Here is a 20,947-nt window from a genome sequence, read left to right on the forward strand (position 1 = left end):
GGACCCTCGAAAGCTTGCGACCTAGAAAATTTCACTGAAGTCTGATTAAAGAACACGCGCATGTCAATTAATTTCGGAACTTGTCATGTGCCTGTGAAAGAAGTTCGAGACTTCAGGCCGATGGGCGCGTCGCGCCCGCGTAATCGTCACCAGGGTAACGGTAGTTGTCGACGCGAACGGGTTTCCCAAAGGTTGGCGCGTTGATCATCTTGCTTTCTCCGATGTAGAGACCGACATGGTGAATTCTGGCGGGTGTGCCGTAGAAGACGAGGTCGCCGGGCAAGAGTGGTTGCCCGTCCGGAACTCGGGGGCTGGCGTGAAACTGGGTGTGGGCGGTGCGGGGTAGCGCGATCCCTGCTGCGTCGTATGCTGTCTTGGTCAGCCCGGAGCAGTCGAAACCGTGATGCCCGCCGTCCGGGCCGTTTCCGCCCCAGACGTAGGGAAGGCCACGTTGCCTGCATGCGTAGGTGATTGCGGCCTTCGCGGCGGGGGTGGGTGCCTGAATCGCGTTACAGTCGCCTGTGCCGCTGGATGTGCAAGTCGCACTATGGACTGCGGCAACGACCTGGCGAGCGGCTGGTTCGAACTGTGCGTAGCGGTCGGGAAATCCGGACCGTTGTACGGTTTGGGCTGCTTCGGCGACGGGCTTGGTCTGCCAATTCGGCAGCGTCACGAGATGCCGGTAGAACTGCTCGCTGCTGTAGTTCGGGTTCATGATCTGGGCGACGGAGCCCCAGCCTTGCGAGGGGCGCTGCTGGAAGAGGCCGATGCTGTCGCGGTCGCCGTAGGTGAGGTTGCGCAGTCGTGACTCGGTGATCGCGGTCGTGATCGCGATGACCCAACCCTGTTCGGGAACGTTCATCTGCTTGCCGACGGCGACGATCGTCGCCGCGTGGCCCATCTCCTCAGGGCCGTATCCGACTATCGGTGCGCCGTTCGCGCCCGCGGGGATGCAACTCGTGCTTTGTGCAGAGCTGCCGACCACTGCTTGGACCACGGCGATCGCACCTCCGCCGATGAGAAGAAGCAGCACGACGAAGAACGCGACGCCGGCTACTGCGAGCTTAGCCATCGCTTAAGTACCCCCTTAGCTGTTAAGGCGTGAGGAAGCGGCTGGCGGCATCGGCGTGGGCGGCTCCAGCCCCGGTCGCGTGGCGCGCGTGGCATCGAGGTTGCGCCCACCGCTCGACGGCGGTGATGCGGGCAGATGCGGCCAAAGCTTCGGAAGCTCGGCCAGGGCTACCCGTCCCAGAGCTCCGGGTTCATCGACCCGGAGCCACCGGGATGCGGTCATGTCGAGTGGATCAGCGGAGGACTCGCCGCTCGTCGTCGCCACTGGCACTCGCGCGGGGCTGTCGAGACCTCGCAGGACTTCGGCCAGTACGCGACGCGCGTTGGCTTCTCTGACGGCGGTGGGAAACCAGGCCAGAACGGGTGTGGCGATACCCGTGACGTCGGCGAGGCGCTCATAGCGGACCAACTTGCTCGCCAGACGGGACAGTGTCTCTGTGCCGAAGTCGAACTCGACGAACCATTCGATCTCCCGTCCGGCTTCACGCCACCTGCCGTAGCCATCCGGGGTGACGATGTCGCCCCAAAGTCGTCCGCACCGGGCCGCCGACCACCAGGTGGTGAGCCTGGCGGTGGCCTCGGGTTGGCGGGACGCGCGAATCAGGGTGGTGAAGAGCGCGTTGCAGCCCACGGTATGGGCGAGTTGGAGGGAGAAAGCACGGCCCACTTCGCGTTCGCGGCTGTAGCCGAGGTCTTTGAGCGCAAGCCCGTCTTCGTGGGCGAGCGCGACCGCTCCGGCGGTATCGAGGACGTAATGCATCGGGTGCGAGCCGAGGGACCGGTGCGGTTGGAATCGGTGCACGAGGCCCCACCGGTAGAGGTTGTGCAGGCGCAGGTTCGCGGCACGGCGTCCGGGGAAGGCGATGTCGACGATCTGCGTGCTGGTGAGGACGTGGTGCTCAAACAGCATCCGGCACAACCAGCGGTCGCGGTCGGTGAGATGCCGTGCGAGCCAGGCGTGGTGCTCGGCGCTGTTCAGCACGCGTGGTGCGGGACGTTCCGGCCGGTGTGCTCGCAGCTGTCGTTGCGGGGTGGGGTTGCTGATCTTCATGTGGTGCACCTCCAAATGCGCCAATGCGCGGTGTTGGGTTCAAACGAGGAATGGCGAGTGCCGGGTCAGGCGGCACGCCGGGGATCGAATGCTGCGGGTCGTGCGTGTTCGGCAGTGTGCGGTCTGCTCCGAGCCTTAGCGTTAGTCCGTGCGAGCCGGCGGATCTCCTTAGCGCGTCCGGGGATCGCAGGCGGGAGTTTCTCGGTGACTGCTGTGAACGGGGGTGCTTCCTCGCTGTTGAGCACCAGCCGTGCGGCGACGTTGTAGCGGCCCAGGTTGGCGAGGTCGTGTTCGGAGAGCTGGGGCTCGGTGTGCCGCGCGAGGTCGCGCGCGTCTTCGGGCGAAGCGGAGAAGATGATCTTTGAGCGGGCGTTGGCGCTGATGCCTTCTTCCAGCTCGCGGGGGAGCTGGCGCAGGTATTGGTGGGCCAGGGTCATCGACATCCGGTAGCCGCGGGCTTCGGCGAGCATGTCTTCCAAGGGATAGGCGAGGGACAGGAAGTTGTGGCATTCGTCGATGTAGAGCGAGCTGTCGAGTCTTTCCCGCTGGGGAATTCGGACGCGACGGGTGGCGGCTTGCCAGGTCCGGGCGACCAAGATCGAACCGACCAACCGGGCGGTGTCGATCCCGAGCGAGTTCTTGCTCAGCCGGACGAGGCAGATGCCGCCGTTGAGGACCGCGTCCATGTCGACAGTGGATTCGCCGCCTGCGAGGGAGGCCCGGACGAACGGCCGCAACAGCAGGCCGCGGAGCTTGTTCATCAACGGTGCGACGACCTGGGCCTTGCTGGCATCGGATAGGTCGTCGTACCAGGCCCAGAATCCGCGCAGGACGTCGTCGGAGACCTGCGCGAGTGCGCGTTCCCGGAAGCTCGGCACCGTCAGGAGTTTCGGCAGGTGGGTCAGGGTCGGTGTGCCGGGGAGTTCACGCAGGGTCAGCAATCCGGATCGGAGGATGTCTTCGGTGCGGGGGCCCCAGCTGGAGGAGTACACGTGGGAGAAGATCGACACGAGGTCATCGACGGTGCGTGCGGTGTCGGCACCTTCGAGCGGGTTGAGCACCGGTGGCCGGTAGCGGCTGTCTGCGTCGAAGAGCACGACCTTGTCCCCGAGCCGCGAGGGAAGTCGCATCAGGACGTCGGTGATCAGGTCGCCTTTCGGGTCGATGACCACCAGGCCGCGGCCGGCGTCGGCATCGTCGAGAATCATCCGCGCCATCAGTTCGCTCTTGCCACTGCCGGTGGCCCCGAGGATGTGCAGGTGGTGACGGGCGTCAGCGACACGCAGCCCGACCGGCCGGGAATGGCCGGAGTCACTGACCCCGATCGGTTTCACCTCCGCGCCGCCGGTGGCGATGCCCGGTGGCGGCGGGACCGCCCGCGCTCCGGCGCGTTGCAGGCCGGGTATGGCGTCGTCGGTCGGGAGGTGCGCGAGCGCGGCCAGTTCGGTGATGGAGAGCAGGTCGCCGTCGGCGAGGCGGCGTTCGGTGACGGCCCGGACTGGGTGAGGGAGCCGGACACGGCGGTAGTAGTTGTGCTCGCTGTAGGCCGCGAACGCGCTGGCGATGGCGTGCCCGCGTCCGGCCAGGTGCTCGTGCACCGGCGATCGCTTCGCGTCGGTCAGGCCCTCGTCGACGAGGGTGGCGACGGCGTAGCGGACGCGTGTTTCGAACTGGGGGCCGCGCTGCTTGGCCACGATGACCCGATCTTGGGACGAGGTCTCTAAGACTGTCTGGCGATCGGCGACCGGCTTCGTCGTGCTAGCTCGGGATCTGCGTCCCTTCGTGTGTGGGGTGATCAGGTCCAGGAAGCGTCCCGCCAGTTTCGCGGAGCCTCCGGAGCGGACGTGGCGGGCGGCTCGGCGGGCCTTGCGGACACGCGCACCGGTGACCGGCCGCGCGAGGATCTGCACGACGGCGCGTTCGCGGGAGCCGAGCCCTGCCGGTGCGCCGAGAAGCGCACGGACCGGGTCGGCGGGGAAGTCGGAGCGGATCGGCAATGCTTCGCTGCGAGCGAGCCGCATTTCCCCGCCGACGGCCTCGACGGCTTTTCCCGCGGGCGTGAATTCCGGGATCGGTGGTTTGGCCGGGGTGGTGCCGGTGTGGGCTCCGGGCCAGGCCGCTTCGATCGCGCGTTCGGCCATGCCGGGCGGGACGATCCCGGGCAGCCATATTCGGATGGCGACTCCGGCGTGGGAGAACACGTATTCCCATACGATGTGCGGCTGGCCGTGGATCCGGCGTTTCCGGCCGGGACGCAAGAGTCCGACCAGGTTGGAGAAGAGCGCCTCAGCACCGCCCGGGTCCACGGTGGGCGGGGCGAGCACCGTGACCAGCCTGGCTCCGGCCGCCATCCGGTGGTGGCGTCGTTGCAGCCACCACCGGCGCCCGAAGGTAGCGCCGGTCCAGGCCAGCGCGAGCGCGGGACCGGCGACCGGTCCCCACAGCACGGCGACGTCTCGCACCGCGGTGAGCAGAGCGTGCACCGCGCCTCCGGGATCGCGAAGGTAGTCCTGCAACGGAGAGGTCAACGCCTCCGCGTAGGCAGCCACGTATGGGGCAGAAGACATCAGAACTCCGTTCTGCATTAGGGAAATCAGGCGTTCAGGCTGCGTGGCGATGGGCGTCCGCGGGGCGCTGAAGGTTCTGCTGCGAGGGCGCCGCCGGGCTCGTGCCGGGTACGAGCCGGAGGTGTCGGCGTCGTTTGCGGGCACGGTCGGCGTCGATTTCGGCCTGCCATTCCGACAGTCGCCGCCCGTCCATCCGTTTGAGGAAGTGCGGGATGTTGTTCGCGGGTACCCCGACGAGTCGCGGGCCGAGTACGGCCAGCAGGTCGGATGCTTCTTGCGAGGACCATCCGGCTGCGGTGATGGCGTCGGTGTCGGGGAAAACGTCGGCGACCCGGTCGCGGCTGGGGTCGATGTGGGCGTCTTCTTTGCCGCCGTAGCTGTAGACCCACAGGAAGTTGCTGGGCGGATCCGGCTCGATCAACCGCTTGAATCGGAGGACTTCCTTGGTATAGGCATAGAAAGTCACGTCCGGGCAGGCGCGCATGACGCGGCACCATGCGAGCGTGTAGGGGTCGTCGAAGAAGTCTCCGGCGTCGTGGACGCGGATGAACTTCCCGGTGAACCGTGACGCTGAGAGTTCACGGATCATGGCCGATTCCCAGCCGGGCAGGTCGTCGAGAACGAAGGCGAGATTGGCTTGGTGGCGGGCTTTCACGGCAGGGAAGCGGTAGGTTCCGTTGCGGGCGTAGCAGATCTGCGCGCATGCCGAGGCCGCGGGACAGGTCACCTGTGTGCGCCCGTCGGGCAGCCGGGCCGCGAGCGCGGGCAGTGTCCAGTTCCAGACGCCGATGGCGCGCATCGCCCGGTTCTGCGTCAGCAACCGCGCGGGCTGGCTGGCCTTAGCTAATTTTGTGACGGGTAAAGACATATAGCACCTCACACAAGCAGGCAGGAGCAAGGAAAGGGAGCGGCTAAGCGGGCTTAGCGTCAGGCGGCGGGATCGAGGTCGATGTGACGGTCGATGTCGTCGTCGAACGTCGCCGCGGTATCGATGCCGTCAAGGTCGACGAAGGCGCTGTCGTCGGCCTCGACGCCGGGTTCGGCATACGCGGCGAGCTCGGCCGGGTCGGTGGTGATGAGCGCGTTCTCTTGAGGCGAGGCCAGGGCTTGGAACGCGACTCGCTGTGTCCCAGTGCTGAGCAAGCCTTGTCCTTTGTCCGCGGAGACGAGGAACTGTTTCTCCCCGTCGGACAGGTTGAACGTCGCCACGATCTCGTCGATCGCTTGTGTCGCCTGGCGGAGCAGAATCTGCGTGGCGGCGTTGGCGATGATCGCCTTGCCCAGCTCGGTGCCGAGGACGTCGCCGACATCCTGTGTCGCGATGGTCAGGCCTGCCCAGTGTTTCCGGGCGGCTTTGGCCATGCGGTGCAGGAACCGCGCCCCGGCGGGGTCCTGCATGAGGAGCCACGCTTCCTCGACGGTGATCAGCCGCGGTCGCCGGATGGCCGGGTTGGAGACCCGCCGCCAGATCGTGTCCAAGGTGAGCAGGGTCCCGATCGCGCGCAGCTCGTCCGGCAGGTCGCGGAGGCTGAACACGGTCAGGTGGCCCTCGGGCCTGGTGGTGGTGGGCCCGGAAAACATCGCTGAGGATGCGCCGTCGACGAACGGATGCAGCCGGGACGCGAGGTCGGCCGCGACCGGATCACCGGTGCCGGTCAGGGTCGCGGACAGGTCGGCCAGCAGTGGTGCCTGACGGCCCCAGGTCCGGGGATCGCTGGTGATCCCGGCCCGTTGATAGGTGGCGAGGAACGCGCGGTCGAGCACGGCCCGCTGGTGCGCGGACAGTTCCATGCCGAGCAGGACGCCGATCACGGTGTGGAGGAACAGGACGCGTCGTGTCAGCGCGTCCTTCGGCGCGGTGCGGCGCCCGTCCGGGCGCGTCGCGATCGGCAGGTCGAAGGGATTGATGCGGACTGCGGGATCGCCGAGGCGGATGTAGGTGCCGCCGATCGCCTCGCACAGCCGGCGGTATTCGTCTTCCGGGTCGATGATCGCGACTTCGACACCTCGGTAGAGCGAGCGGAGTGCTTCGAGTTTGACCAGGTAGCTTTTTCCTGCGCCGGACCGGCCGAGGACGACGCTGTTGTAGTTGTCCGCGGCGAACCTGTTCCAGTGCACCAGGCCCTGGCTGCCGATGTTGAACCCGTACAGCACCCCGTCCGGCGCGGCGACGCTGGTCGGGTCGGCGGGCGGAAGGTCCGGTGAGGTGAACGGGAATGCGGCGGCCAGCGCGCTGGTGTCGAAGGTGCGGCGCATGCCGATGAGGTCCAGCGCGAGCGGCAGAGTCGATACCCAGCCTTGTAGCGACCGGTAGGTGGTGGGCTGAGCGTTCATCAGCAGCGATGCAGCGAGGGACCGGACCGCGGCGACGTGTTCGGCGAGATCGGGTTCGCTGGTGGCGTGCACGGTCAGATACAGGCCGAACCGGTAGAGCTTTCCTTCGCCGCGGGCAACGCGGGCGGACAGGTCGTAGGCGTCCTCGGTGGCGGCCTCGACCATTGGGTCCATCAGCCGCCCCTTCTCGTTGTTGTGCCGTCGACCGGATTCCAGTTTGGACAGCTGGCGCTTGAGCCGGTTGGCGGCGGTGACAGGGTCGATCGGCTCGACGTGCAGCGAGACATCGACACGGCCGGGATAGGACAGCAGCGGCTGAAGCCATCCCGCGTGCACTTCGCGCGGGTAGCCGGTGATCGCGAACGATGCGACCCACTCGCCGCCGATCTCCAGATGGCGCGGTGAGACCGCGAGCGAGTCCGGAGTGAACGCGCTCGCCCCGCCCACCGGTGTCGCCGCCGTTTGCCGGGCGCGTCCTCGAGTGTGGCTGGTTTTCCTGCTCATAGGTCGTCGCCCTCCCAGTCGTCGAGTGCTGTTGCCTCCGGTGCCGCGCGGTGCGTGGGCTCCCCGCGGCTCCTTGGGGTTCGGAGGGGTGGTTCGTCCTCGGGTTCGGCGGCGGTGGTGATCACCTCGTCTGCGCCGGCGAGCCCGGCCGACGGCGGGATGAGGGTGTCGGGATTGCAGGCGGTGGCAAGGACGGCGGTGGCCTGCCCGGCGTCCAGCGGGGTGATCGTGATCCCGGCGGGGGAGAGCAGCTCGATGGCTTCGCCCAGGCGGCGCACGAGCCGGGTTTCCGCGGATCGCAGCGCGCTCTCGGTGACCGTGTCGCCGCGGTTGGCGTGGCGGCGTGCGCGCAGGGCAGCCAGCGGTGACGCGCCGCCGAGCCCGTCGGTCGGACCGGCTGCGCGTACCGGTTCGCGCAGGACGATCAGCACCTGGCGGCGCAGCAGATCGGTCGAGCGGCGCAGCTGGTCGAGGTAGGTCGCGTGCTCGTGCGCGGCCGTTTCGAGCATCGGATGCGGCAGGCCTGGAGCGGCCTCGCGCAAGTCGTTGATCTGGTGGCTCAGGTCGAGCCGTTCGGCGCGGACGAGGATCTGCACGGGCGCGGAGATCGAGTGCAGGTACCGGCCGAACGACGCGACCAGCGCTTCCTGTTCGCCGGGGGTACGGAGCGCGAAGTTCACGGTGCTGGCGACCGCGACCATGGCTACGCCGTCGGACCCGAGGTCGATGACACCGGCTTCGGTGACCCCTTCTGCGGGCAGTCGCAGCGCGGCCGGTGACACCTGCGAACCGTCCGCCTCGCCAGGATCGTCGTTCGCCGCGACCTGACTGGTCAGCCATTCGGGCGCGGGACGGACACCTTCTGGCGCGGCTACCCGATGCCGTGGCTGCATGCGCTGCCGGATGGCCGCGAGCACGAGCCGGTCGAGGCTCATACCGTCGCGCTGCCCCAGGGCCAGCACCGCGGCCACGACCGCGATCGGGACGGCGATGATCAGATACACCAGCAGCGGCACCGCGCCGCGCGCCAGCGTCCACCCGCCGTACAGGACGATTCCGGTCACTGCGAGGATCGCCAGCTGCCGCGCGGTGAGATTGACGAGGACCCGGTCCTCCCGATCCACATCGGACGGTATGCGCACGGGCTGTGTCATGGCTTCTTACCTCCACGGGACGAGGGTTTCGGCGCGGGTGCTGGGGGCGCCGGTGGCGGAGTCGGCGCACGGAACGCGACCGGGGGAGCGGCCGGAGTACGCGGCCGGGCGTCCGCGGGGCGGGGCTCGGGATGCGGGGTCCGGAACACCGGCGCCGACAGCGTCGCGGTCGCGGGCGTGACTGGCCGGGACACATGGCCCGGTTCCGGTGCGGCGGGCTGGAACCTCAAGTGCGGCGGGACCGCCGCGACACCGACCGGCCGCGCGGGTGCCTGCCCGGCCCCCTGGCGGTGTGACGGATTCGCCGTCTGGAATCGCGGGTTCGTCACGCGCCGCCGACCAGCTCTAGGCGGTGGGAGTGGAACGGCGGGCCGGGGCGCCGAACTGAACTCCGGCTTGGGCGGCGACCCCGATGGAGCGGGGCTGGCTGCGGGGTCGTGCGTCGTGGTTTGCGGACCCGGTTGCAGGAACTGCGGTTCTTGCGAGGGGACGTGCGGTTGCTGGGCGGCGCGCAGCCGCTCGGCGTCGTACTGCTGTCGCATGCGCTTGTTCACCGCTTCCGGAGTCGGGGCCAGCCGCGGTTGCGGCGGCCAGGGCGGGTCGGCGACACGGGCATGCCCATCCCCGCTGCGGCCGCGGGGTGTCGTGGCGATGCCGGCTGCGCGGGACGCGCCGAATCCGCCGGAGCTACCGGCGATGGCGCCGAAGGTTTTCGCGGCGATCACGGCTTTGACCAAGCCGCCGAGAAACGAGCGGCCGCCCCCGCCGAGCTTTGTGGCGGAGAGAAACCAGGACGGGATCTTGATCAGGATGTAGAGCAGTCCGAGGACGGCGAAGAGCATCATCAGACCGCCGCCGAGAGAGCTGAACAGCTTCGTGCTGCCGTTGAGGAAGGTGTTGACCGCGACGATCAGCGTGAGCGATTGGACGACCTGGATACCGAGGGTGGCGGCGAGTGCCCGCCAGCCCCAGCGGGCGATGCCGTCGGTATGGGGAAGGGCGTGGCAGGCGACCCACAGCGGGGCGGACACGGTCAGGAGCAGCGTGATGATCACCCGCACCACGTAGACCAGCAGCAGCGCGATGACCGCGATGACCAGGACGACGTTCAGCAGGATGACGAACAGCCCGCCGGAGGCCATCGCGGAGTAGGTGCCGTTGATCGACTGGGTGAGGTTGTCGCCGAGCTTGGGCGGATCCGTCCCGCCGGACAACACCGCGGTCGACAGCGCGTTCGCGAGCCGGATCGCCTTGTCGATCACGAACAGCGACAGCATCGAGGCGATGAAGGAAATGACGAGACGGGGCGCGATCTCCTTGATCGAATAGCGGCTCTGGACCGACTCGTGCGACATCACGATGATCCCGCCGATCATGATCAGCCCGCTGTAGCAGGCCAGAACGATCAGCCAGGAGTTGTTCCACAGGTTCGTCACCCCGGGCAGCGAATCCAGCGTCGGCGTGCTGAACGCGGTGTCGCCCAGCAGCTTCAGCAGAGGGTCGAGCGCGGACTTGACCAGCTCGCGGAACACCGCGTTGATGGCCTTGTTGATGCAACCTTCGATGTTGGTGATCCCGCAGTCCGGATCGTCACCGTCGGCGCCCGGCCCGGTCGGCCCTGGAGGCGTGGACGGCGCGGGGGAGCTGGGTTGCGGGATGCACCCTTCACCGACGCAGGGACTGCCTGGGCTGGTGGTCGGAGCCGTGTTTGGTTCGCCGGGTGCGCAGCCGATCTGGCCGGGGAAACAGCTCTCCGGCGGCGGCAGTTCGGTGATCGGCGGCAGCGGGGTCGCAGAGACCGACGGCCGTGGCGACCCAGTTGGGAAGTTGCAGATCGGGTCCGGTGACCCCGGCGGACACGTCTCACCCGGTGCGACTGTCGGGAGAGGCAGGGGAAGCTCGGGCTGCGGTTGCGCCGCCGCAGCCTGCGACACGGTGGAGGACGGCGAAGACTCCGGCGCCGCCCACGCTCCGACCGCGAGAAGACAGCCGAGGACCACGACCAGGCCGAGCGGAAACAGCCGCAGCAGGCGACGCCGTGGACGACCGGTCCCGCCCGGGCCGGACGGGCTGAGCAAGATGCGCCCGCGAACCGTCACACGCGTGTCGGTCTCGCTGCGACCGGATGTGAGCGCGGGGTCGGGACGGGACGTGGCCATGACCTCAGGCCCCGACAATCCCGCGCAGGATCTCCACGGCGAGCGGCGCCAGCGCCGCCAACCCGTAACCCCACGCAGCGTTGCGGAAAGCCGACTTCGCCTTCTCCGTTTCACCCGGGTCGCCACCGGCCAGCAGGTACCGAACACCGCCGACGGTCAGGAACACCGTCGCCAGACCCGCCAAGATCCCGACCAGCCAGTTGCGGATGTTGGTGAAGACCTGATCGACGGTGGTCGCGAGCGCGACAACATGCGTTGAGGCCTGCGCCGAATCCGCCGTGTGCGTGGTCAGAAGGAGCGCGGTGACGATCGCCGAGCTGACCAGTCGGGAGAAAATGGCGCGCGCGGACCGGGAACTAGTGCTCGGATGACCGGCCTTCGAGTTGCCGCGCGCTTCGTTCGGCGGAGCAGGCCGCGCGTGCTCGGTAGTGCTTGCCGCCTCTGGCGGCGGCGAGACGGTGGGCTGGGTCGAGGGATGGGGTGTCAGGCGCATCGGCGCACCTCCGAAGTCGGCTCGTTCTCGGCGGTCCGCGGAGAGTTGGTCGGGCTCTCCCCGCACCCCAAGAGGCCGGATTTCGGGTTGTTTTTCGACACCGAGCGTGACGCTTTCTTTCGGTTCGCCGGTCGCCCGTTGCGGAGACGCCCGCTCACCGCGCGTGACTTGTGGGTGTCGTCGGCGGAGGTGGCGGCAGGAGCGGCCGCCCTGAGCGCGCTCAGGGCGGCGTCGGCGACCGGGTCTTCGTCGCCGGTGCCGTCGGTCTGCTGCCGCAGCCAGGACACCAGTCGGTCTTCGGCCCGGTTGCGCGCCTTGTATGCCGTCGCGAGGGCCGTCTCGTGGCGTTGTGCCCATGCGGTCATCGACGTCTCGCCGAGACGCGTGGCGGAGATCAACTCCGCTTCGGCAGGGGTCAAGATCTGTTCACCGACTGCCGTCGCGAGCACCAAGTCAGGGTGTCCGTACGGTGGCTTCGGAACGGTCGACCGAAAGGCCATCCCGACGGGACGAGGTGCGTCGAGGGACTCCTCCAGTGCCGCCTGGCCGGCGCGGCGGGCCGCGAAATGGAGCCGGAGGAAGATGCCGGGATCGGTCAGGTCCACGGTCGCCAACGCCTCGATGAACCCGGCAAGAACTGCCGCGTGTGCGTCGGCTCGGTCGCCGCGATACCGCGCCGCCAGCCACCCTGCGCTCGATGCCAGCGAGGGCAGCGCCATGCCGACGCAGGCCACTGTCCACGCGCCACCTTGAGCGCGCGAGCTCAACACAAGATGTGCCCAGACGGCATCGCGAGTTCGCGATGGGCACTGCTTGCTCAGCAACCGGTCCCGGAGCTCGTCCAGCGGCACCGGCCGCCGCGGCAGCCCGGCGAACTTGGAGCCGTGCACGGCCATCGGATCCGGGCCAGTGACCAGCCAGCTGAATGCATCGCGGGCGGTATCCAGAGGTAACCATTCATGCTCGTCTCGGCCATTCCGAGGTGAGGCGGGGAAGGTGTCGTCGACCGTCATGATCTGCTCCTGTTCTGCTGATTTGGAAATCCGTGAGAACAGGACGCCAGAGCTTCGACAAGAAAAGAACAAGAAAAGAACAAGCCAATCAGAGATTGGAATTAAAGAACTACTAAATGGCCGAAGGTGATCGATTCAGTGAGTGGGTTTCCAGGTGTCGAGACCGCGCGTCGACCCGTGGCAAAGGTGCGCAAATATGCGTCTCTAACTGGTGTTTAAGTAGTTGTTAGTCGGGTCTCGCGGGTTGTGCGCGTCGAGGCCCTTGGCTGTCAGTCTGGCAGTTCGGTCATGCTCATAATCGGGGTGAATGGTGCCGCAGGCGGCGGTTTGCAGACTGCGTCCACTTGCCCGTCTCGCAAGCATGGGCGGGCGCAGTCCTTGGGTTGCTGAAATAAGATTTTTCGGCTGCCCCGGCAGAGTTGAAGGAATTCGGCGTGCGGTGTCGAAAATCGGGCTCAAAAGCGGCCTCTTGGGGTGACTTGGCAGGCCACGCCGAGGACTATCCGCGAGGAAGGGCTACCGATGACCTCGACACCGCACCGTGATCACAACGGCCGCCCCCGCCGCACACCACGGCATCACCCGACCCACGACGGTCACGACAACCACGCCAGGCGCCGGACGGCGTCCCTGGGCTCCGCCCGGCGGCGCATCCGCGGCCCCCGGCCGACGACATTCTGGGCATTCGCGGACGCCGAGCAACTGCCCGGCACCGCACAGCTCGCCGGTTGGCTGGGGCGTACCGTCGTCACCCTCGTCACGACCTACACGAGCCCGGGTGACCGCGTCCTTCTTCTCACGCCGCCCGCGCCGAACCAGGTTCCGCCGCGCGCCACCGGCAGGGTCCACGACTCCGTCCACTACGGCGGACTCGCTGAAGCGGTCTGGACCGTCAGCCGCCTCGGCCGCAGCGTCGACACCGCGGCCGCCGTGCCGGTCCGGGACCAGTGCAGCGATCGCACCGACTCGCGCCCGGTCACTCGAAACGAGTCGGTGACGCGACCCCGCCCGAGTCGGCTCGGCCTTCGGTCAGTCGCCGAACCGTCCCCCGACTCCACGCGTTGCGCGCGGGCCGACGGAGACCGCTCCCGCGGCACATTCGACCTGATCATCACCGCTGTCGACCCGGGCACCACCGACTGGATCGGACACACCGACTGGAACACGCAGATCACTCCGGAAGGCATCGTCGCCCTCATCACCCACAGTGAACGACGAGCCGGGCGCCTCGTCGAACCGATCGCCGAACTGGCCGCCACGCTCGGTAACTACCAGCTGCGTTGTCTCGACCACATCGCCGTGCAGTCCGCCCATGCCTCTGACTTCTCGGTCGCCCATCAGGACGCGCATACGAGGGAGGGCCGTGTCACTAAGCCTTCCGCGAGCCTCGACAGGCCGGTGCACTTCCGGCAGGTCCACCACGACCTCGTCCTGTTCGCGCGGCCATCGGTCACAGAGGACGAGGCCGACGTTGCCAGGGGAGGAGAAACCTCAGATGTCTGAGCGCACGAGCCGACCGCTGTCCGCTAAAGAACTCGACCAGGAAGACCGTCTCGTGCCGACTTCGGTGTGGCCGACGGGGACGCTTTCTTTCCGAACTCAGCTCGAGGACGGTGGTTACCACGAGGCCACGGGCACCGACTCCGCGCTCATGGCTCCGGCGATCGCCCGATACGCGATCTCGGCGTTCACGAAACCCGGAGATGTGGTCCTCGATCCGGACTGCGGAGCAGGCACAACGGTCATCGAAGCGCTGCGCTGCGGAAGGCACGCGATCGGGCTGACCGATCAGCGCCGGTGGTGGCGGCTCGCCCGGGCGAACGTGACCACCACCAAGGCCGGTGGCGTGTTCGTCGACGGCATGGTCCTGGTCCTCGACCGGCGCCCCGGCACGGCCGTCGCCGCTGCGACAGCGGGCCTGACCGGACGCGTGGATCTCCTGCTGACCGCGCTGCGTCCCGGCCGGAACAGCGACATGGAAGGCGACGTGGACCGGTTGGGAACCTTGCTGGCGCAGTACCGGCCGCTGGTTCGTCCCGGCGGCCATATCGTCGTCACCTGCTCCCCGTGCCGCCACCCGACTCGGCACGAGCTGATCGACGTTCCCGGCCGGATCGAGGCGATCGGGAACGCAGCCGGACTGGTCCCGGTGGCCCGATGCGTCGCCCTGACCGCGGCGGTTCAACGAGGCAGGACCCACACCCGCACGACGTTCGCCCAGCGCCGCGCCGTTCGGCGAGCAGAAGACGCCTTCGGGTACCCGATCGCGCTCCCGGCGCACCACACGGTGCTGGTCTTCCAAGCCGATCCGGACGCCATCGACCAGGCCGCGGCCGAACCGGCGTGGCCGTCTCCCACACGCGTGGACGTGCACCGACGACGACGCAGGAGCCGTCGACGTCCGGAGGCAGCGACTTCCGGCTTCGACACACGAACCAACGCGGATCAGGAGGCGGCGTGAACACGCAACCGAGGAGCACCGTCCACTACCGCGACGAGTCGGTCACGCTGCTGACCGGCGACGCCGCGTCGACCCTGACCGGAATGCCGGATCGGTCGGTGGATTGTGTTGTCACCAGTCCGCCCTACTGGGGTTTGCGTGACTACGGAACCGGGAGCTGGGTCGATGGCGACGCCGACTGTGCGCACCTGGCCGCGGCCGGGCGCGGCGGCAACGTTCGCCAGTCCATACAGCGTCAATCCGCTTACCCTGCCTCGGCCGCGCATCGTGGCGGTGCACCCGCGCGTTGTCGCCGGTGCGGCGCGCGGCGGGAGGACGACCAGCACGGTCTGGAGCCGACGCCGCAGGACTACGTCGACCGTCTCCGCGAGGTCTTCGGCCAGCTGCACAGGGTGCTGGCCGATACCGGCACGGTCTGGCTGAACCTGGGGGACTGCTACGCCACCGAGCCTCCCGGTCGCGCCGGCGACGCGATGCGGGCGAGCACGTTGACCGGTCGGAGCACGGCGGCGCAGCTGCGGGATTCCGTCCGCCGCGCGGGAGCAGCGCGCGCCCACGACCTTCCCCGGAAGAACCTGATGGGCATGCCGTGGCGGGTCGCGTTCGCGCTTCAGGAAGACGGGTGGATCCTGCGCAACGCGATTGTGTGGCACAAGCCCAACGCCATGCCCGAATCCGTGCGAGACCGACTGTCCAACCGGTACGAGATGTTGTTCCTGCTGACGAAACAGCAGAAGTACTTCTTCGACCTCGACCCGATCCGCGAACCACTCGCCCGTCCTGAAGCGGTCGGGGAGGGCATCGTGATCGGCGGAGCGAACAAGGGCCGCTACGGCGGTATCGACGCGACCGCACGCCGCCGTGGCAACAGCGTGTACGGCAAATACCGGGACACCGAACCGTTCGCCGGAAAACCCCACGGCGACGCGATGCGCCCGACCGGCGCCCAACACACGGCGGCGCATGCACGGGGTAAGAACCCCGGGGACGTCTGGTCGATCACCACCCGACCGTTGCGGGAGGCGCACTTCGCCGCGTTCCCGGTCGACATCCCGCTACGCTGCATCGCCGCCGGCTGCCCGGACGGCGGTGTGGTGCTCGATCCGTTCAGTGGCGCAGCCACCACCGGCCTGGCCGCGAGGAAACTCGGACGGAACTACATCGGTATCGACCTCAATCCCGACTTTCACGACATCGGGCTGCGGCGCCTCGGCCTGGCAACCAGAGGTGGAGATGAGGTGGCGGCATGACGGATTCGTACAGCTACAGGCGACCCGGCCCGGTCCCCTCCGCTGACGGGGATCGTGTACGGCTGTGCCTCGGGGACGCGCGAGAAGTCCTCGCCGCCATGCCGCCCGCGTCGGTGGATTGCGTGGTGACGTCTCCGCCGTACTGGGGCTTACGCGACTACCGGGTCAACGGCCAGCACGGGTCGGAGCCCACGACCGAACAGTACGTCGACCGGCTTGCCGATGTCTTCGACGAAGTCGGGCGGGTGCTGACACCGAGCGGCACGGCGTGGCTGAATCTGGGCGACAGCTTCGGCGGCTCGTGGGGGAACTACGTCGCCCGCGGATCCGTCGCCCGGACCGCGTCAGCCCGCTCTGCGCAGGCCTACGGCGTGCACCGCCCGCCCCAGTCGAGGTATCGCGCGAAGGATCTGATCGGGGTCCCGTGGCGTGTCGCGTTCGCCTTGCAGGACCGGGGCTGGTTGCTGCGGAACGCGGTGGTGTGGGCAAAGACCAACGGGCGTCCGGAAAGCGTCCGCGACCGGCTTTCGCAGCGCTACGAGTCGGTCTTCCTCTTCGCCCGCAACGGTGAGCACTGGTTCCGCGGAGACGGTGCCGTAGGAGTGGATTCGGATGTCTGGACGGTCGCGGCGGACCGCGGCCGGACCGGGCATCGCGCCGCCGGAACCGTCGAGATCGCCCACCGTTGTGTGCGGCTCGGTTGCCCGGACGGCGGCGTCGTGCTCGATCCCTTCTCCGGCAGCGGAACGACCGGCCTTGCCGCGCTGGCACAGGGCTGCTCGTTCATCGGGATCGATCTGGATCCCGAATGCCATGCCCTGGCCCGGCGCCGGCTCGGAAGCTTCCTGGAAGAGCCGTGAACCCGGACGCCGAGCGGTTCACGACGTTGACCCTGGACGAGGTCGCGGCGCTGCCCGCCGTTGTCGATTTGATGACCGCCGCGCGTGCGTTGGGGATCGGCCGGACCACGGCCTACGGCCTGGCCCGCAACGGCGACTTCCCCTGCCCGCTGCTACGTGTCGGTGGCGAGTACCGCGTACCCACCTCCGGGCTTCTGCGCGCGCTGGGGATTGATCCATCCATCAGGTGAATTCGTCACCTCTCGGGCTTCCCCGAGAGGTGTGGTCAGCGCGAGCATCGTGCGGACCCGCTGATTCAACCGAACAGAAAGGAGGACGACTGGTGGCACAGATACCGCTGGGGTCGGTCTTCAAGCGTTGTTCCTGCCGGGACAACAACAATCGCGAACTGGGCAGCAACTGTCCGAAGCTGACTCAGCATCGCCATGGCCAGTGGTGCTGGCGGATCGAGCTACCCGCCGACACCAAGGGCACTCGGCGTCCCCGTCGCCGAAGTGGCTTCGAGTCGGCGACGAAAGCCCAAGAGGAACTGGACCATGTCCGGGATCTGCTCGCGATCGCCGAAGACGACGACGAGGACACGCGACGAAAAATCGGTGACGTGATCGCCACAGCGGTCGCGAAGAAACAGAAGCTACCGGAAGCAGACGACGTCCGGCGCCTCGTGCGCGCGGGCGCAAGTGTGCTGGAACATCCGTATATGCACGAGGTCTTCACGGCCTTCCTTGCCTTGAAGAAGAAAAATCGGAGCCGCAACACCTACCGGTCGTATGAGTCGCATGTCCGGCTCTACCTGGGCCCGCACCTTGGCCATATCCGTAGGGACAAGCTTGGCGTGCCGCACCTGGAGAGCATGTTCGACGCGATCGTGGAGCACAACGACCGCATCGCCGAGTACCGCAACAGCGGGGACCCGCAGAAGATCGCAGCAGTGAAATGGCAGCGTCCGGTCGGGCCGACGTCGATCCGACGAATCCGGGAAACGCTGCGTGCGGTGCTCAGCCCCGCGGTGAAACAAGGCCTGCTGACGGTGAACGTGGCATCGCTGGTCGAGTTGCCACCGGCAAAGCGGCCAACGCCGAAGGTGTGGACGGCCGAGCGCGTCCTGCGCTGGAAGCTCACCGGCGAGATCCCGTCGCCGGTGATGGTGTGGACACCGCAGCAGACCGGCCAGTTCCTCGACTCCGCGGTGAACGACCCGCTGTATCCGCTCTACCACCTGATCGCTCATGTCGGCCTCCGGCGAGGGGAGGCCTGCGGACAACGCCGGGCAGATACCTACCTGGACGCAGCGACGTTGGAAGTGGCAAACCAGATCGTGCAGTACGGATGGGAGACCGGCCAATCAGCGCCGAAGACCAACTCGTCGGAAGGCCTCGTCGCACTCGACGCGAACACCGTCCTCGTCCTGCGTCAGCACATCGCCTGCCAGGACGCGGACAAGGTCCGGCTCGGCAGCGATTGGGTCGACAGCGGGCTGCTGTTCACCCAGCCGGATGGGAGCCCTCTGCATCCGGCCGATGTCACCGATCGGTTTTACGAGATCGTCCACCAAGCCGGGCTGCCGCCCATCCGCCTGCACGACCTCCGGCACGGCGCCGCCACACTCGCCCTCGCCGCCGGTGCCGACATGAAGGTAGTCCAAGCCATGCTCCGGCACTCCTCGATCACCGTGACCATGGACACCTACACCACAGTCCTCCCAGAGATCGCACTCGCCGCAGCCGAAGCGACCGCCAAGCTTATTCCCCGGGGCCAAACAGGCAAGTTTGTTTCGATGGTCAATGAGCAGTAAGGTCGCTTGGATCCACGCCGTGGTCGGCGAAAAAACGGTTACACTCCGCCTTCAACGCTTCGAAATTTGTGTCCCGCTTGTTAATTGTGGCGGCAAGGGCTTCAACTTGTGGCCTGCTGAGCTGGCGGGAATCCGCCCGCTCGTACGCCATATCGATCGCTGCGATGGATTCCTTGGCGAAGATGTCGTACTTGTCTATCGCTGCCGTTAAGGCTGGCGATGGCGGTTTGTCAACGCGTACCTTATTTACTGCGGTATGCCAATCCTGTCCGGCTCGAGAGAGCATTACAGGGGGAAGGGGTGGAATTCCGAACTTGTCAGATTTGCGCTGTTGCCAAAGGATTGCAGCTGCGGCATTTTCCTTCAGTTCATCGCGCAGCGCATCGGCGTCTAGAAGGATCTGATGTATCATGGCAACATACTTGGCCTTTTGCTTCTCATGGTAGTTGTTTTGGTTGGCTTCAAGTTCCGATTGGGCAATCCGGAGCTGTTCTTCGGTTATCAGGTTCTGACGCTTTGCCTCTGCTGCCTGCTGCTCAGCGGCTAACGCGGATTTTTGGGAAGCCTTCGTTTGCTTTCGACTTTCGATAAGTGCCTGCTCGGCGACATCAGCGCTTCTTCTGGCTGACAATGACTGCGCTACTGCGGACGCTGCCTGCTTGCGCGCGGAAACGGCCTGCCAGCAGGCGATCCCCATTGTAACGAATGAAATTATCGCGGCGACGATGGCAACTATTGCCGCGGTCCACGCGGCGGCCTCAGCTGGGTTCACGTCTTTCCTTCGATTAATGCCGTAAGGTTTTGGCTACTAGTGTAGAACATTGCGTTCCGTTGTGTGCGGATTGATGGCGATCGTTATGCACTTATGTTGCCGTGTGCCGCTACGGTTCCAGGACTCCTCGCCTATTGCTTCATGAACCTTCGCCTCGAGGTTGATGCGTGGAAACTAGGGAGCGGTCGGGAGCTCTGCGCGGTACTCTGTGACGGTGAACTGGAACGACGGGAACAGGCCGGTCAGCCGGGCGTTTGATCGCTGGGTGCAGGTGGAGGCGCAGGTCAGAGCCTTCCATCGCTATGGCTTGCTCTGGTCGGAAGCGGGCTACGAGAGCTTGTGGTCGAAGGCTGAGCGGCGTCTCGCTGACGTGTTTGACCCCGACGTGCACTACGGCGACGAGCATGTCGAATACTTCGACGACAGCATCTCAGGAATGTGGCCCGACCAGTTTGAGTGGATGATGCATGCGGCGACTATTAAGGATGCGGTAACCGCATTTGAAGTGTATCTCGAAAAGAGTCTTCAGGAAATCGTTTCAAGAATTTATGCCCAGGGCTCTGATGGCAACCGGTTTCGTGTCGGCCTATTTGTTAATGGTAAAAATGAGTCGCCGATGTGGTCGACTCTAAAGGGATTTCATCAGCTTTTGGGTGGAGAAGTAGATACACCTCGTGTTCGTGAGATTCGAGCGTTTCGGCATCTTCTTACGCATCAGCGCGGCGAAATAAGGACCGATGAGGCACTCGAGCAATATTCGGCCAATAGTTTAATGAGCGTCGAGAACGAAGAGGATCTCTGGTCCGATAACCGCCCGTACGTAGGTGGCGACGTGCCGCTAGGTCGAGAACTCGTTGTAGGGTACCTTGACGACCTCGCAGGCGTTGTGCGGTCCACAGACCCCCGCGTTTGGGAAATAGCGTGGGGAGATAAACCTTGGCCCGATATCGGCGTTCTACGGGAGAAGAAGTACATCAAGTTGTATCCCGCTTAGCCTTGATTGGATGGAGTCGCTTAATCAGTTACTCTGGGAAATTGTTTGGAATGCGCTGACGTTGGGTCGCCTCAGGGGCGGCCGAAGAGGGCGACGCCCGCGGCTTGCGTTCGCAACTGCGGCTCAATAGAGGCGAAGGAGTGACGGAATGAGGTCGACAGCGGGGCTCCGGTAAAGGTGCCTTCGTAGGTCTCAGCCAACAGCGCGCCTGCCGCCCGATCGTCAATGTCCTAAATTCCACCAATCACGGCTGACGCGCCCGCGGTAGGCAGCCAACCGATGCCGTAAGTGTATCGCAGGGAGAGCAGGGCCTGGGCGGACCAGTAGCAGCCTATGACAACAATGGGCGGCAGCTGCATCGACAGCAGCGCTGCAGGTGAGTGCGCTCCGTCCGGCAGCTACATCCGGTACTCGACGCCGTCGCCACTGCTCCCGTGTACCCCGATGGTGAGCAGGTCAAAGGTCTCCT

General features: G+C 66.6%; 17 protein-coding genes. 7 read left to right on the plus strand and 10 right to left on the minus strand.

The window, feature by feature from the left end; translation table 11 throughout:
- Nucleotides 1-112: 112 nt before the first annotated feature.
- The 9 genes from DMC64_RS19040 to DMC64_RS19080 all read right to left on the minus strand — a co-directional run bounded on the left by DMC64_RS19040 (nt 113) and on the right by DMC64_RS19080 (nt 12,346).
- Complete coding sequence (locus tag DMC64_RS19040) at nt 113-1,072, minus strand: C40 family peptidase (protein WP_125734607.1); 960 nt, start codon at nt 1,070-1,072, stop codon at nt 113-115.
- Between the two features lie 15 nt (nt 1,073-1,087).
- Nucleotides 1,088-2,122, minus strand: a complete 1,035-nt coding sequence (locus tag DMC64_RS19045) for a replication-relaxation family protein (RefSeq protein WP_125734608.1) — start codon at nt 2,120-2,122, stop codon at nt 1,088-1,090.
- Nucleotides 2,123-2,187: 65 nt separating this feature from the next.
- Nucleotides 2,188-4,689: a helicase HerA domain-containing protein gene (locus DMC64_RS19050; RefSeq protein ID WP_199755015.1), complete on the minus strand. Its 2,502-nt coding sequence runs from the start codon at nt 4,687-4,689 to the stop codon at nt 2,188-2,190.
- A 34-nt stretch (nt 4,690-4,723) separates the two neighbouring features.
- Nucleotides 4,724-5,557 carry a hypothetical protein gene (locus DMC64_RS19055; RefSeq protein ID WP_125734609.1) on the minus strand — a complete coding sequence of 278 codons (834 nt, stop codon included), beginning with the start codon at nt 5,555-5,557 and terminating at the stop codon, nt 4,724-4,726.
- 59 nt (nt 5,558-5,616) lie between these two features.
- On the minus strand, nt 5,617-7,527 hold the full coding sequence (locus DMC64_RS19060) for a VirB4 family type IV secretion system protein (RefSeq protein WP_125734610.1): 1,911 nt from the start codon (nt 7,525-7,527) through the stop codon (nt 5,617-5,619).
- Nucleotides 7,524-8,681 carry a PrgI family protein gene (locus DMC64_RS19065; protein ID WP_125734611.1) on the minus strand — a complete coding sequence of 386 codons (1,158 nt, stop codon included), beginning with the start codon at nt 8,679-8,681 and terminating at the stop codon, nt 7,524-7,526. The genes DMC64_RS19060 and DMC64_RS19065 overlap by 4 nt, the downstream gene beginning before the upstream one ends.
- Entirely contained in the window at nt 8,678-10,780 is a 2,103-nt protein-coding gene (locus DMC64_RS19070) for a hypothetical protein (RefSeq protein WP_233629708.1), read from the minus strand. Before DMC64_RS19070 ends, DMC64_RS19065 begins: the two co-directional genes overlap by 4 nt.
- Before the next feature lie 64 nt (nt 10,781-10,844).
- Entirely contained in the window at nt 10,845-11,333 is a 489-nt protein-coding gene (locus DMC64_RS19075) for a pilin (RefSeq protein ID WP_370324286.1), read from the minus strand.
- On the minus strand, nt 11,324-12,346 hold the full coding sequence (locus DMC64_RS19080; protein WP_233629709.1) for a hypothetical protein: 1,023 nt from the start codon (nt 12,344-12,346) through the stop codon (nt 11,324-11,326). Before DMC64_RS19080 ends, DMC64_RS19075 begins: the two co-directional genes overlap by 10 nt.
- Before the next feature lie 522 nt (nt 12,347-12,868).
- Here DMC64_RS19080 and DMC64_RS19085 point away from each other — a divergent pair.
- The 6 genes from DMC64_RS19085 (at nt 12,869) to xerC (ending at nt 18,712) form a co-directional block, all read left to right on the plus strand.
- Nucleotides 12,869-13,849 carry a hypothetical protein gene (locus DMC64_RS19085; RefSeq protein ID WP_125734613.1) on the plus strand — a complete coding sequence of 327 codons (981 nt, stop codon included), beginning with the start codon at nt 12,869-12,871 and terminating at the stop codon, nt 13,847-13,849.
- Nucleotides 13,842-14,807 (plus strand): DNA methyltransferase, encoded by a 966-nt coding sequence (locus DMC64_RS19090; RefSeq protein ID WP_125734614.1) that lies wholly within the window; start codon nt 13,842-13,844, stop codon nt 14,805-14,807. Before DMC64_RS19085 ends, DMC64_RS19090 begins: the two co-directional genes overlap by 8 nt.
- Nucleotides 14,804-16,057, plus strand: a complete 1,254-nt coding sequence (locus DMC64_RS19095) for a site-specific DNA-methyltransferase (protein ID WP_125734615.1) — start codon at nt 14,804-14,806, stop codon at nt 16,055-16,057. The genes DMC64_RS19090 and DMC64_RS19095 overlap by 4 nt, the downstream gene beginning before the upstream one ends.
- Nucleotides 16,054-16,917: a site-specific DNA-methyltransferase gene (locus DMC64_RS19100; protein WP_125734616.1), complete on the plus strand. Its 864-nt coding sequence runs from the start codon at nt 16,054-16,056 to the stop codon at nt 16,915-16,917. Before DMC64_RS19095 ends, DMC64_RS19100 begins: the two co-directional genes overlap by 4 nt.
- The gene (locus tag DMC64_RS42975; protein WP_233629710.1) at nt 16,914-17,147 is read left to right on the plus strand and encodes an AlpA family transcriptional regulator; all 234 of its coding nucleotides are present in this window, start codon (nt 16,914-16,916) and stop codon (nt 17,145-17,147) included. Before DMC64_RS19100 ends, DMC64_RS42975 begins: the two co-directional genes overlap by 4 nt.
- A gap of 92 nt (nt 17,148-17,239) precedes the next feature.
- Nucleotides 17,240-18,712 (plus strand): tyrosine recombinase XerC, encoded by a 1,473-nt coding sequence (xerC, locus tag DMC64_RS19110; protein WP_199755016.1) that lies wholly within the window; start codon nt 17,240-17,242, stop codon nt 18,710-18,712.
- Here the strand turns inward: xerC and DMC64_RS19115 are convergent.
- Complete coding sequence (locus tag DMC64_RS19115; protein ID WP_125734618.1) at nt 18,699-19,484, minus strand: hypothetical protein; 786 nt, start codon at nt 19,482-19,484, stop codon at nt 18,699-18,701. The two genes, xerC and DMC64_RS19115, sit on opposite strands and share 14 nt — an antisense overlap.
- Nucleotides 19,485-19,698: 214 nt before the next feature.
- On the opposite strand from DMC64_RS19115, the gene DMC64_RS19120 reads away from it, so the two are divergent.
- Nucleotides 19,699-20,478: a hypothetical protein gene (locus tag DMC64_RS19120; RefSeq protein ID WP_125734619.1), complete on the plus strand. Its 780-nt coding sequence runs from the start codon at nt 19,699-19,701 to the stop codon at nt 20,476-20,478.
- The last annotated feature ends 469 nt before the right edge of the window (nt 20,479-20,947 follow it).

The organism is Amycolatopsis sp. WAC 04197, from assembly GCF_003947475.1.
GTDB lineage: Bacteria > Actinomycetota > Actinomycetes > Mycobacteriales > Pseudonocardiaceae > Amycolatopsis > Amycolatopsis japonica.

Bases quoted from the DNA above. Each gene is read 5' to 3' on its own strand.
- DMC64_RS19040 (WP_125734607.1), bottom strand. From the start codon at position 1,072: ATGGCTAAGCTCGCAGTAGCCGGCGTCGCGTTCTTCGTCGTGCTGCTT.
- DMC64_RS19080 (WP_233629709.1), bottom strand. From the start codon at position 12,346: ATGACGGTCGACGACACCTTCCCCGCCTCACCTCGGAATGGCCGAGAC.
- DMC64_RS19075 (WP_370324286.1), bottom strand. From the start codon at position 11,333: ATGCGCCTGACACCCCATCCCTCGACCCAGCCCACCGTCTCGCCGCCG.
- DMC64_RS19090 (WP_125734614.1), top strand. From the start codon at position 13,842: ATGTCTGAGCGCACGAGCCGACCGCTGTCCGCTAAAGAACTCGACCAG.
- DMC64_RS19050 (WP_199755015.1), bottom strand. From the start codon at position 4,689: ATGTCTTCTGCCCCATACGTGGCTGCCTACGCGGAGGCGTTGACCTCT.
- DMC64_RS19045 (WP_125734608.1), bottom strand. From the start codon at position 2,122: ATGAAGATCAGCAACCCCACCCCGCAACGACAGCTGCGAGCACACCGG.
- DMC64_RS19065 (WP_125734611.1), bottom strand. From the start codon at position 8,681: ATGACACAGCCCGTGCGCATACCGTCCGATGTGGATCGGGAGGACCGG.
- DMC64_RS19060 (WP_125734610.1), bottom strand. From the start codon at position 7,527: ATGAGCAGGAAAACCAGCCACACTCGAGGACGCGCCCGGCAAACGGCG.
- DMC64_RS19055 (WP_125734609.1), bottom strand. From the start codon at position 5,557: ATGTCTTTACCCGTCACAAAATTAGCTAAGGCCAGCCAGCCCGCGCGG.
- DMC64_RS19085 (WP_125734613.1), top strand. From the start codon at position 12,869: ATGACCTCGACACCGCACCGTGATCACAACGGCCGCCCCCGCCGCACA.
- DMC64_RS19100 (WP_125734616.1), top strand. From the start codon at position 16,054: ATGACGGATTCGTACAGCTACAGGCGACCCGGCCCGGTCCCCTCCGCT.